At 55.9% G+C, this 11,471-nt stretch carries 11 protein-coding genes; 8 read left to right on the forward strand and 3 right to left on the reverse strand.

Going from position 1 to position 11,471, the window contains the following annotated elements; all coding sequences use genetic code 11:
- Positions 1-27: 27 nt before the first annotated feature.
- From FHW66_RS20115 to FHW66_RS20125, 3 genes are all read right to left on the reverse strand, one after another.
- On the reverse strand, positions 28-291 hold the full coding sequence (locus tag FHW66_RS20115) for a BrnA antitoxin family protein (protein ID WP_183381609.1): 264 nt from the start codon (positions 289-291) through the stop codon (positions 28-30).
- Positions 266-544: a BrnT family toxin gene (locus FHW66_RS20120; RefSeq protein ID WP_183381610.1), complete on the reverse strand. Its 279-nt coding sequence runs from the start codon at positions 542-544 to the stop codon at positions 266-268. The genes FHW66_RS20115 and FHW66_RS20120 overlap by 26 nt, the downstream gene beginning before the upstream one ends.
- Positions 545-809: 265 nt before the next feature.
- Positions 810-1,376, reverse strand: coding sequence for a hypothetical protein (locus FHW66_RS20125; RefSeq protein ID WP_183381611.1), 567 nt, complete (start codon positions 1,374-1,376; stop codon positions 810-812).
- A 354-nt stretch (positions 1,377-1,730) separates the two neighbouring features.
- On the opposite strand from FHW66_RS20125, the gene FHW66_RS20130 reads away from it, so the two are divergent.
- The 8 genes from FHW66_RS20130 to FHW66_RS20165 all read left to right on the forward strand — a co-directional run bounded on the left by FHW66_RS20130 (position 1,731) and on the right by FHW66_RS20165 (position 11,294).
- Positions 1,731-2,096 (forward strand): hypothetical protein, encoded by a 366-nt coding sequence (locus FHW66_RS20130; protein WP_183381612.1) that lies wholly within the window; start codon positions 1,731-1,733, stop codon positions 2,094-2,096.
- Positions 2,097-2,265: 169 nt separating this feature from the next.
- Positions 2,266-3,441 (forward strand): acetyl-CoA C-acetyltransferase, encoded by a 1,176-nt coding sequence (locus FHW66_RS20135; RefSeq protein ID WP_183381613.1) that lies wholly within the window; start codon positions 2,266-2,268, stop codon positions 3,439-3,441.
- A 125-nt stretch (positions 3,442-3,566) separates the two neighbouring features.
- Positions 3,567-3,941: an RNA-binding S4 domain-containing protein gene (locus FHW66_RS20140; RefSeq protein WP_183381614.1), complete on the forward strand. Its 375-nt coding sequence runs from the start codon at positions 3,567-3,569 to the stop codon at positions 3,939-3,941.
- 253 nt (positions 3,942-4,194) lie between these two features.
- Positions 4,195-4,893: a TetR/AcrR family transcriptional regulator gene (locus FHW66_RS20145; RefSeq protein WP_255459084.1), complete on the forward strand. Its 699-nt coding sequence runs from the start codon at positions 4,195-4,197 to the stop codon at positions 4,891-4,893.
- A gap of 37 nt (positions 4,894-4,930) precedes the next feature.
- A complete protein-coding gene (locus FHW66_RS20150; protein ID WP_183381615.1) occupies positions 4,931-6,721 on the forward strand; it encodes an acyl-CoA dehydrogenase C-terminal domain-containing protein in 1,791 nt (596 codons plus the stop codon).
- 85 nt (positions 6,722-6,806) lie between these two features.
- A complete protein-coding gene (locus FHW66_RS20155; protein WP_183381616.1) occupies positions 6,807-9,206 on the forward strand; it encodes a 3-hydroxyacyl-CoA dehydrogenase/enoyl-CoA hydratase family protein in 2,400 nt (799 codons plus the stop codon).
- 35 nt (positions 9,207-9,241) lie between these two features.
- Entirely contained in the window at positions 9,242-10,438 is a 1,197-nt protein-coding gene (locus FHW66_RS20160; protein ID WP_183381617.1) for an acetyl-CoA C-acyltransferase, read from the forward strand.
- Positions 10,439-10,529: 91 nt separating this feature from the next.
- Positions 10,530-11,294, forward strand: a complete 765-nt coding sequence (locus FHW66_RS20165; protein ID WP_183381618.1) for an enoyl-CoA hydratase — start codon at positions 10,530-10,532, stop codon at positions 11,292-11,294.
- Positions 11,295-11,471: the final 177 nt, after the last annotated feature.

The following is an 11,471-nucleotide window of genomic DNA, read 5'->3' on the forward strand; positions in this document are numbered from 1 at the left end:
GTTCGGTCACAGATGAGCTGTTGCGTATCAACGCACAAACTTGCTACGCAACACGTCGTTGACGCGGGTTTGCCAACCCTCGCCAGTGGCGCGGATGGCAGCTAATACATCAGGGTCAAGACGAATCGATACCGCCTGCTTTTTGTGTTCAGAAACAGGACGACCAATCTTCTTCAACTTGGTTTGCAAGGACGGTGGCAGGCCGGAAAAGGGAACCATGTCTGTCATGTCTTCCTGGGATAACGCGCGGACCTCGCCGCTGGCGTCAGTCAATGGTTTCTTGGCGCGCATAATGATCAACCTCTCTTTTGTTTGCCTTGCGAAAACTGATTACCCGAATCCCTGACACGACTTCTACAAAGCACAGCACATGCAGGCGCGCATCAAGATAGCCTAACGAAATGAAGCGCGTTTCGCCATACGCATAACGCTGATCGACTTTCGTCATGGCAGTCTCGAAATCAAACTCACAAGCACGATCGAACGATAGTCCCCGGGCAGCAATATTGCGCTGGTTCTTGCCGGGGTCATAGGTAATCTTCATTAGTTAGTGTATATACAGAAAGTAAGTGGATCAAGCCCTTTTTGTATTACTTTTATTCGTTTTATTAACAATGCGTTATCCGAACTCAACAAACCTCAGTCACATGAAGATGTTTGGTTCTTGCAAGCCAGCTGTGTTAACATCCCACCCAAGACAGTTCGAGAGCGAGTGAAAGACGAACGTGCTGCCCAGAGCAATTTGGGTCCTGCGGTTAGCGGGGGTAACAGAGGCTCGCAAGGCAAGCTTGGCTTGCCAAGAGAAGGCCCTACGGGGCCTTTTTCTTCTGATTTTTCTTTGCCGGTTTGGGATTCTTTTCCTTCGACGCAAACACTCCCGCAATTTGCCCCGCCAATGACACAAAGCGCCAACTCTGCGCATGTGGTTTGGCGACCAAGGCTTTCACATAGGCGCTTTTAACGAACATCCGCAATGTTGGCGTCTGCTTGCCTTTATCTCTCTCCAGGTTAAAAAAGATCGAATAGCTTTGTGGCCCGATGGTCGATGCCAGACTAACTTGCGTCGTATAGGTATAGCTTTCCCGCGCGTTGTAGATTTTGCCCTTTAGCATCGTTCGGACCACTTGCCCGAGTTGCAAAGAGCATGCGTAGCGCAATGGATTGAAGGCGCGCGTCTCATGACGGTAGGTATAGCGATGGTCTGGCCGGTGTACAGCTACATCGAATGCTTCGGTAAAACAATGGCAACCAAAGCTGATATGCAGGTCGATCATCACGCTTTGGTCTGCATTGAGGGCAAGCTTGATGTGTACGGGCCTTAAATGGTCGAAGGTGTACAGCGCCCCCTCAAACTGTTTGTTGGGGAAGTGACTCATCGGCGCCTTCGCGTTGCTTTAAAGAAAGCAATCTTATTTCCGTCGGTAAAAAGTATCAATCTGACAATATTCGATTGACCGCAGTTTTATCGACCGGTATTCTGGTCCCGTCCTCGAAAAAGAGAGGAACTGGTTTGACGGCCAGACACGTTAACGGCGAATGGCCGCGTTTTTCAGCGCGGCTATTTCGTTCTGCCTTTGCACGCCTCTACGGCGGGCCTTGGCGGGGATACCTTCGGGTATGCCGGTTGTGTTAACGTGTCCGGTCCGTCAACCCTGTCTCGTGCCCGCCACCCTCGTCTGGCGAGGAGTTGGTGGGTCCTGTTCTGCACGGTTGACCCTCATGGAGGCATCATGACTGACAGTAATCCCCGTAATTCCGGCAATTCCAGTAATTCACCCACCGAAGACGACACTCCTACCCATCAAGACTTCCACTGGACCGAAGGCCCAGCCCAAGGCACGCCTTACGCCGATTTTCTCGAAATCGTACTCGATGTCAGCACCGGTATTCGCACCTGTCTGCAAATCGCTTACGCCAGCAATCAGGAGCGCGCCGCCAATGCAGATGCCGAGCCGGGTCAGCGGCGCAGCCCGGCCGTGAGTATTGTTGAGGCCGATCATCTGTTCCGGCTCTCGATTGCGGCGGCGGGTTTGTTGCGTGACGATGCGCGCCTGCGCGTTGACTGGCTCTCAGAAGTGCCAAGCGCAGCCTGGTAACGCCAGCTGAGGGTAGGGTGGTGCGGTGAGCGAACGCTGGCTTGTTGGCAGCAAAATCACCGTATCGCCAGCCTGCATAAAATGCTCTAAGATGATCGTCCGGATTTCAATAAGTAAGTCAGTCCACCCCCGGAAAGACTTCAGGATTTTTCAATCAAAGGAGTGAAACATGGATGATGTCGTCATTGTTGCTGCACAACGAACAGCCGTCGGTAAATTTGGTGGTTCCCTGGCCAAAATCGCCGCCGCCGATCTGGGTGCGCAAGTTATCAAGGCCTTGCTGGCCAAGACAGGCATCAAGCCCGAAAGCATCAGCGAAGTCATTCTGGGTCAGGTCTTGACCGCTGGCGTCGGTCAAAACCCGGCCCGTCAAGCTGTGATCCGTTCTGGTTTGCCTGATGGCGTGCCAGCGTTTGTGGTTGGCAAGGTCTGCGGTAGCGGCCTCAAGGCGGTGCACTTGGCAGCACAGGCGATCAAGTGCGGTGATGCACAGATCGTTATCGCCGGTGGCCAGGAAAACATGAGCGCCTCGCCCCACGTACTGAACAATTCGCGCGACGGCTTCCGTATGGGCGATGCCAAGCTGACCGATACCATGATCGTCGATGGCCTGTGGGATGTGTACAACCAGTACCACATGGGTATCACCGCTGAAAACGTGGCCAAGAAGTTCGAGATCACCCGCGAGGAGCAGGATGCCTTCGCCGCCGCTTCGCAAAATAAAGCAGAAGCCGCGCAAAAAGCAGGCAAATTCAAGGACGAAATCATCCCGATCGAAATCAAGGGCAAGAAGGAAACCGTGCTCTTTGATACCGACGAATTCATCAAGCCAGGTGTGACTGCTGATGCGTTGGCAACATTGCGCCCGGCGTTTGCCAAGGACGGTACCGTTACCGCCGGTAACGCTTCGGGCATCAATGATGGTGCAGCAGCAGTGGTTGTGACATCGGCCAAGCTGGCTGCGGAACTGGGCTTGCCGGTACTGGCGCGCATCAAGTCGTATTCGTCGGCCGGTCTGGATCCGAGCATCATGGGTATGGGCCCGGTGCCAGCGTCACAACTGACCTTGAAGAAGGCCGGTTGGACGCCGCAGGATCTGGACCTCATGGAAATCAACGAAGCCTTTGCCGCACAAGCCATTGCGGTGAACAAGCAAATGGGTTGGGATACCAGCAAGATCAACGTCAACGGTGGCGCCATTGCGATTGGTCACCCGATCGGTGCTTCAGGCTGCCGTATTCTGGTCACACTGCTGCATGAAATGGTGCGCCGTGATGCCAAGCGTGGTCTGGCCAGCCTGTGTATCGGTGGCGGTATGGGCGTGGCGCTGGCAGTGGAGCGTTAAGCCGCTGCACAGAGGCTAAAAGTTGCGTACGTGAAGATGCCGGTCTTGAGAACATCGAGACCGGCATTTTTATTGAGCAGAAAAATAAGCAAATCAGCGGATCAGTAGAAAGCAGGAAGCCTGGGATGGAAACAACGCGGATCGACAAGTGGCTCTGGGCCGCCCGATTTTTCAAGACCCGATCACTGGCCAGCGAGGCGGTGGAGCGCGGCAAGGTCAAGCTCAACGGCGCACGGACCAAGCCGGCGCATGGGGTACGCATCGGCGACAAGCTCGACATCGATAACGGTGCCACCGAATGGGAAGTGCAGATCTGTGGCATTGCCGACAAACGCGGTTCGGCAACGCAGGCGCAAGCCTTGTACGGCGAAACTGCCGCCAGCGTCGAGAAGCGTCGTTTGCTGGTAGAACGACAACATTTATTCCAGGAACCAGCGGCCGCCATCAAAGGCCGCCCGACCAAACGCGACCGCCGTTTGCTCGATCATTCCACTTCCTGATCGTTCCAGATCGCCACACGCTGCTGTATCAGGTAGCGTGTTTCTTTGCGGCAAGCAAGGTCTTGCCTGTCTCTTTCACATCGCTGTTGCCGAGCACCTCAAGGGTCGCATTTTTTGTTTGACATTTGTCACCCAATGAATAATAGTACGACCGTTCGCATAAAAAAATGAGAGCTGTCCCTCGAATTTCAAAGCATATAACAAGGGTGGGACAGTCGGCATCAACGATGTATTTAAGAGACAGATTGCAACGATGAAGAGCTCTTCTGAAGCGATTAGACCGAAGTTCATGCGCAAGGGTGAACTCACGCGCGCCGCTATTCTTGACGTGGCGCTTGAGCTGGCCAGCCGTGATGGTCTGGAAGGTCTGACCATTGGCTTGCTCGCCGAAAAAATGAAAATGAGCAAGTCGGGCGTGTTTGCGCACTTTGGCTCACGCGAGGATTTGCAGATCGAAGTTGTGCGTCTGTATCACCATCGTTTTGAACAGGAAGTGTTCTATCCCAGCATCAAGGAAGCACGTGGCTTGCCGCGTCTGCAGGCGATGTTTGCACGCTGGGTGAAACTGGTCAGCGTCGAAATTGCACTGGGCTGCATCTATATCAGTGGCGCGGTGGAGTATGACGACCGTCCTGGTGCCATTCGCGACCATCTGGTGGCGATGGTGCAAGCCTGGCGCGATGCCTTGCAACGCAGTATCAATCAAGCGATTGAAATGGCGCATCTGCGCGACGATATCGACGTCGAGCAAATGGTCTATGAAACCTACGGCCTGATTCTGGCGCTGCATCACGATGCCCGCTTCCTGCGGGTACCGGGTAGCGTGGAGCGGGCGCAGGCAGGTTTTGATCGCCTCATTGACAGTTATCGTAAAACCGATCTTCCCAAGGCCACGGCTGCGCGTGCAGCAACGGCCAAACGCCCGAAATCGGCCGCTACCAGCGCGGCCTGATCATTCTTAAATTATCCCGTTCTGTCGGAGACACACCATGCCACAATACACCGCCCCGCTTCGCGACATGCAATTTGTGTTGCACGAATTACTGCAGGTTGAAGACGTCCTCAAGACGCTGCCACCGCACGCTGACACCAACCGTGAGCTGATCGATCAAGTGCTCGAAGAGGGGGGCAAGTTCACTGCGCAGGTATTGTTCCCGCTGAATCATTCGGGTGACCGCGAAGGTTGCCACTACCATCAGGAAACCAAGACCGTCACGCCACCGAAGGGCTTTAAGGAAGCCTATCAGCAATACGTGGAAGCCGGCTGGGCGGCACTTGCCTGTGATCCTGAGTTCGGTGGTCAGGGTTTGCCACTGGTGATGAACAATTCCTTCTACGAGATGCTGAACTCGGCCAATCAGGCTTGGACCATGTATCCCGGCCTGTCACATGGCGCTTACGAATGCCTGCACGCACACGGCACCGATGACCAAAAGGCACTGTATCTGCCCAAGCTGGTCTCCGGCGAATGGACCGGTACCATGTGCCTGACCGAATCGCATTGCGGTACCGACCTCGGCCTGCTGCGCTCGAAGGCTGAGCCGCAGGCAGATGGCTCCTACAAGATTACCGGCAGCAAAATCTTCATCTCGGCGGGCGAGCACGATCTCTCGGCCAACATCATTCACCTGGTACTGGCGCGTCTGCCAGATGCACCTTCGGGCTCCAAGGGAATCTCGCTGTTCCTGGTGCCGAAGTTCCTGCCCAACGCGGATGGTTCGCTGGGCGCGCGCAATCCGATTACCTGCGGCGCCATTGAAGAAAAGATGGGTATCCACGGCAACGCGACCTGCCAGATGAATCTGGATGGCGCAGTCGGCTGGCTCATCGGCGAACCACACAAGGGTTTGAATGCGATGTTCGTGTTCATGAATGCCGCGCGTCTGGGTGTTGGCATGCAAGGTCTGGGTCTGACTGAAGTGGCTTACCAGAATGCCCTGGCCTACGCCAAAGACCGCCTGCAAATGCGCAGCCTGTCGGGCGTGAAGGCACCTGATAAGGCGGCTGACCCAATCATCGTGCACCCTGATGTACGCCGCATGCTGCTGACCGCCAAGGCTTATGCTGAAGGGGGCCGCGCATTCTGCTCCTACGTGGCACTGCAACTGGACAAAGAACTGAACCACCCGGACGAGGAGGTTCGCAAGGAAGCCGCGGATGAAGTGGCGCTATTGACACCGGTGGTCAAGGCCTTCATTACCGACAATGCCTGGATTGCCACATCCGAGTGCCTGCAGGTCTACGGCGGTCACGGCTTTATCGCCGAATGGGGCATGGAACAATATGTGCGCGACGCCCGTATCAACATGATCTACGAAGGCACCAACACCATCCAGTCGCTGGACCTGCTGGGCCGCAAGATCCTGATGGACAACGGTGCCAAGCTGAAGAAGTTCGGTGCCAAGGTGCAAGCCTTCATCGAAGACAACGGCACCGATGAAGCCATGTCAGAGTTCATTTCACCGCTGGCCGATATCGGCGACAAGGTCACCAAGCTGACCATGGAAATTGGTATGAAGGCCTTCCAGAATCCGGACGAAGTTGGTGCCGCAGCAGTACCTTATCTGCGTGTTGTCGGGCATCTAGTGTATGCCTACTTCTTCGCCCAAATGGCCAAGATTGCACTCGAAAAACAAGACGGTGGCGACAAGTTCTACACCGCTAAACTGGCCACAGCACGCTTCTACTTTGCGCGCCTGTTGCCAGAAACCGCAACCTTGATTCGTCAGGCGCGTTCCGGTTCGGCCAACCTGATGGCTCTGGACGCTGATCTGTTTTAACGCGGCGGGTGCCTGAGTCTGGTCTGCGCAGGCACCCTGTCCGCACCCGTATTCATCGGTATTGCCAATTCTTAAGGAGACATGCGTGTCCAACTTCATCGTCAAAAAAGTAGCCGTGCTCGGCGCAGGTGTGATGGGTGCTCAGATTGCGGCGCACTGCATCAACGCCAAAGTGCCTGTGGTGCTGTTCGACCTGCCTGCCAAGGAAGGTCCGAAAAACGGCATCGTGCAACGTGCTATCGAGAACCTCAAAAAGCTCAGCCCGGCACCGCTGGGAAACAAGGATGATGCGGCCCTGATTCAGGTCGCCAACTATGAAGATGATCTGGAAGTACTCAAGGGCTGCGACCTGATCATTGAAGCCATCGCCGAGCGCATGGACTGGAAGCATGACCTGTACAAGAAGGTCTCGCCGTTCATCGCACCAAATGCGATCTTCGCCTCCAATACTTCCGGCCTGTCGATCACCTCCTTGTCGGATGGTTTTTCGGACGAACTCAAGGCGCGCTTCTGCGGTGTGCACTTCTTCAACCCACCGCGTTACATGCATCTGGTGGAACTGATCCCGACCGTCAGCACCGCACCACATATTCTGGATCAACTGGAATCCTTCCTGACCACGACACTGGGCAAGGGCGTCGTCCGTGCATTTGATACGCCTAACTTCGTCGCCAACCGGGTGGGCGTGTTCGGCATTCTGGCAACAGCCATCGAAGCGGAAAAATATGGCCTGTCGGTGGACGTGGTCGATGATCTGACCGGTGCCAAGCTCGGTCGCGCCAAGTCGGGTACCTTCCGTACCGCTGACGTGGTTGGTCTGGACACGATGGGTCATGTCATCAAGACCATGCAGGACAACCTCAAGGAAGATCCTTTCTTCAGCAGCTATGCGACGCCACCACTGCTGGCCAAGCTGGTCGAGAAGGGCGCACTGGGGCAGAAGTCGGGAGCCGGTTTCTATAAGAAGGTCGGCAAGGACATCCTGCGTATTGACGCTGCCAAGGGCGACTACGTCCCCGGCGGTGGCAAGGCTGATGACATCATCGTGCGCATCCTCAAGGAAAAGGACCCCGTCAAGCGCATGAAGGCGTTGCATGACTCGACTAATCCCCAGGCACAGTTCCTGTGGGCGATTTTCCGTGATGCCTTCCATTACATTGCCGTGCATCTGGAATCGGTTGCCGACAATGCCCGTGACCTCGACTTCGCCATGCGCTGGGGCTTCGGCTGGAGCGTCGGTCCTTTCGAGACATGGCAGGCAGCGGGCTGGCAACAGATCGCCACCTGGGTCAAGGAAGACATCGATGCCGGTCGCGCGTTGTCGAGCGCAGCGCTGCCAGCCTGGGTCTTTGAAGGTGCCGTTGCAGAGAACGGTGGCGTACATACCGCACAAGGCTCCTGGTCGCCAGCCAAGAAGACCTTCGTTGGTCGCTCAACCTTGCCGGTCTATCAGCGTCAGGCCTTCCGCGCCACGCTGACCGGTGAAGGTGTCGCCGATGGCAAGACTGCCGGTACCACCTTCTTTGAAGATGATGCGGTACGTATCTGGCATCAAAATGATGATGTCCTGATCCTGTCCTTCAAGACCAAGATGCACGTCATTGGCCAAGGCGTGATCGACGGCATCAACAAGGCACTCGACGAAGCCGAGAAAAACTTCAAAGGTCTGGTGATCTGGCACGCGGATGCTGCCGAAGGCGGTGCCTTCTCGGCTGGTGCTGACCTGCAATCGATGTTGCCGCTGTTCATGTCCGGTGGCGTCAAGGCGATTGAGCCGGTGGTACATCATCTGCAACAGGCACATCAACGCCTGAAGTATGCGAATGTGCCGGTGATCGCTGCGGTCGCTGGTCTGGCCCTCGGCGGTGGTTGCGAATTGTTGCTGCACACCGCCAAGCGCGTGGTGTCGATCGAGTCCTACATCGGTCTGGTCGAAGTCGGCGTTGGCCTGATTCCGGCCGGTGGTGGCCTGAAGGAAGCGGCAGTGCGCGCTGCCAAGGAAGCCCGTGGCAACGACATTCTGCAATTCCTGAAGGACTACATGCTGGCAGCGGCGACTGCCAATGTCTCCAAGTCGGCACTGGAAGCGCGCAAGCTGGGCTACCTGAAGCAGGACGACGTGATTGTCTTCAATCCGTACGAATTGCTGCATGTCGCCAAGGTAGAAGCACGTGCAATGTTTGACTCCGGTTATCGTCCAGCCCTGCCACCGCAAGTGGAAGTGGTTGGCCGTTACGGCGTAGCGACCATCATGGCGCAACTGGTCAATATGCGTGACGGTGGCTTCATCTCCGCCCATGATTTCAAGCTGGGCCAGATGATTGCCGAGATCGTCAGCGGTGGATTGGTCGAAGCGGGCAGTGTGGTCAGCGAGCAATGGTTGCTGGATCTGGAACGCAAAGCGTTCATGGAACTGCTGAACCATCCGAAGACTCAGGAACGCATCATGGGCATGATGCAGACCGGTAAACCAGTTCGTAACTAATGCACGCTGCTACGTAAAAAATTCAGGAGCCACAAATGACCAAACAACTTCAAGATGCCTACATCGTCGCTGCGACCCGCACGCCGATCGGCAAAGCACCGCGCGGCATGTTCAAGAATGTGCGTCCGGACGATCTGCTGGTGCGTGCGATTCAATCGGCCATGGCACAAGTGCCTGGCCTCGATCCTAAACTGATCGAAGACGCCATCATCGGCTGCTCCTTCCCGGAAGGCGCACAAGGTTTGAACATGGCACGTAACGCCATCTTGCTGGCAGGCTTGCCGAATACCATCGGCGGCGTGACCATCAACCGTTACTGCGCTTCCGGTATCACGGCCATCGCTATGGCGGCCGACCGTATCCGCGTCGGTCAGGCGGATGTGATGATCGCCGGTGGTGCCGAGTCGATGTCGATGGTCCCGATGATGGGATTTCACCCATCAATCAACATGGGTGCCTTCAAGGACGAAAACATCGGCATGGCCTACGGCATGGGCCTGACTGCAGAAAAGGTTGCCAATCAATGGAAGGTCTCGCGTGAAGCGCAAGACAACTTTGCACTGGCCTCGCATCAAAAGGCGATTGCAGCCCAGTTGGCCGGCGAATTCAATGACGAAACCACCTCGGTCGACATCGTTGAACACTTCCCTAATCTGGCCACCGGTCAGATTGACGTCAAGACCCGCACCGTCAGCAAGGACGAAGGCGCACGTGCCGACAGCAACATCGAAACACTGGGCAAGCTCAAGCCAGTGTTCGCCGCCAAGGGCAGCGTCACCGCCGGTAACAGCTCGCAGACGTCGGACGGTGCCGGTGCACTGATTCTGGTCAGCGAAAAGATCCTCAAGCAGTTCAACCTGACACCATTGGCGCGTTTCTCCTCGTTTGCCGTTCGCGGTGTGCCGCCGGAAATCATGGGTATCGGCCCCAAGGAAGCGATTCCTGCGGCCTTGCGTGCAGCGGGCATCAGCCAGGATCAACTGGACTGGATCGAGCTCAACGAAGCATTTGCTGCACAGGCGCTGGCAGTGATCCAGGACCTCGGTCTGGACCCGGCCAAGGTCAACCCAATGGGTGGCGCGATTGCCTTGGGCCACCCACTGGGCGCCACCGGTGCGATCCGAGCCGCCACTACGATTCACGCGATGCGTCGCAAGAATCTGAAGTACGGCATGGTGACCATGTGCGTCGGTACGGGTATGGGTGCAGCAGGTATTTTCGAGCGCGTGTAATCACCAAGCACCAGCGGTCAAGCCAACAGTGCAATAACAAAAATCAAGCCGTACGGTCCATGCCGTGCGGCTTTTTTACTCAGGGAGACGTATGGATATCAATATCACCAAAGAGCAGGGCATCCTGCACCTGAACTTCAACCGGGTTGAGCGCAAGAACGCCATCACGGCTGCCATGTATCAACAGATGGCCGACGCCATCAAGCAAGCCGATACCGATCCGGCGATCCGTGTGATTCTGTTTTCTGGTCATCCGCAAGTATTCACTGCCGGTAACGATCTGGAAGATTTTCTAAAGAACCCGCCAAGCGCCAAGGACGCGCCGGTATTCCAGTTCCTGTGGCAGATCAGTCATGCCAACAAGCCCATGGTCGCTGCCGTCGCCGGTGTTGCGGTTGGTATCGGTACCACCTTGCTGATGCATTGCGATCTGGTCTATGCCGCTGACAACGCCAAATTCTCGATGCCGTTCACACAGCTGGGTTTGTGTCCGGAGGCCGGTGCCTCACTATTGCTGCCGCAGATCGCCGGTTACCAGCGCGCTGCCGAAAAGCTGATGCTGGGTGAAGCCTTTGGTGCTGAAGAAGCGCAGCAGATGGGCCTGGTTAACCGCGTACTGCCGGGTGATGAACTGTTGCCGTTCGTACTGGGTCAGGCGGCCAAGCTGGCGGCTTTGCCAGCGCAATCGATCCGCGTCACCAAGCAATTGATGAAGCGCAATCAGGTTACTGTCATCGAAGCGCAGATGGTTGCCGAGGTCGAACATTTCTCGCGCATGCTCACCGAGCCTGCTGCCAAGGAAGCGTTCACGGCTTTCTTTGAAAAGCGGAAGCCGGATTTCAGTCAATTTGGGTGAGTCAATCCAGAAAAATTTTGGAATGAATAATTAAGGAAGGGTTTGCACGGTGTGCCTGCACACCGTGCAATAGGTTTTTCGCCTCGTACTAAATCGAAAGTGAAGACCTAATTGCGGTAAGCATCGCCCAACGCAACAAAAGACTACTAGCATCACACGCTTTCATTGAAGACTTCA

Origin of the sequence: Herbaspirillum sp. Sphag64 (assembly GCF_014192645.1) — a bacterium.
Lineage (GTDB): Bacteria > Pseudomonadota > Gammaproteobacteria > Burkholderiales > Burkholderiaceae_D > Herbaspirillum.

Bases quoted from the DNA above. Each gene is read 5' to 3' on its own strand.
- FHW66_RS20115 (WP_183381609.1), bottom strand. From the start codon at position 291: ATGCGCGCCAAGAAACCATTGACTGACGCCAGCGGCGAGGTCCGCGCG.
- FHW66_RS20120 (WP_183381610.1), bottom strand. From the start codon at position 544: ATGAAGATTACCTATGACCCCGGCAAGAACCAGCGCAATATTGCTGCC.
- FHW66_RS20125 (WP_183381611.1), bottom strand. From the start codon at position 1,376: ATGAGTCACTTCCCCAACAAACAGTTTGAGGGGGCGCTGTACACCTTC.
- FHW66_RS20130 (WP_183381612.1), top strand. From the start codon at position 1,731: ATGACTGACAGTAATCCCCGTAATTCCGGCAATTCCAGTAATTCACCC.
- FHW66_RS20135 (WP_183381613.1), top strand. From the start codon at position 2,266: ATGGATGATGTCGTCATTGTTGCTGCACAACGAACAGCCGTCGGTAAA.
- FHW66_RS20140 (WP_183381614.1), top strand. From the start codon at position 3,567: ATGGAAACAACGCGGATCGACAAGTGGCTCTGGGCCGCCCGATTTTTC.
- FHW66_RS20145 (WP_255459084.1), top strand. From the start codon at position 4,195: ATGAAGAGCTCTTCTGAAGCGATTAGACCGAAGTTCATGCGCAAGGGT.
- FHW66_RS20150 (WP_183381615.1), top strand. From the start codon at position 4,931: ATGCCACAATACACCGCCCCGCTTCGCGACATGCAATTTGTGTTGCAC.
- FHW66_RS20160 (WP_183381617.1), top strand. From the start codon at position 9,242: ATGACCAAACAACTTCAAGATGCCTACATCGTCGCTGCGACCCGCACG.
- FHW66_RS20165 (WP_183381618.1), top strand. From the start codon at position 10,530: ATGGATATCAATATCACCAAAGAGCAGGGCATCCTGCACCTGAACTTC.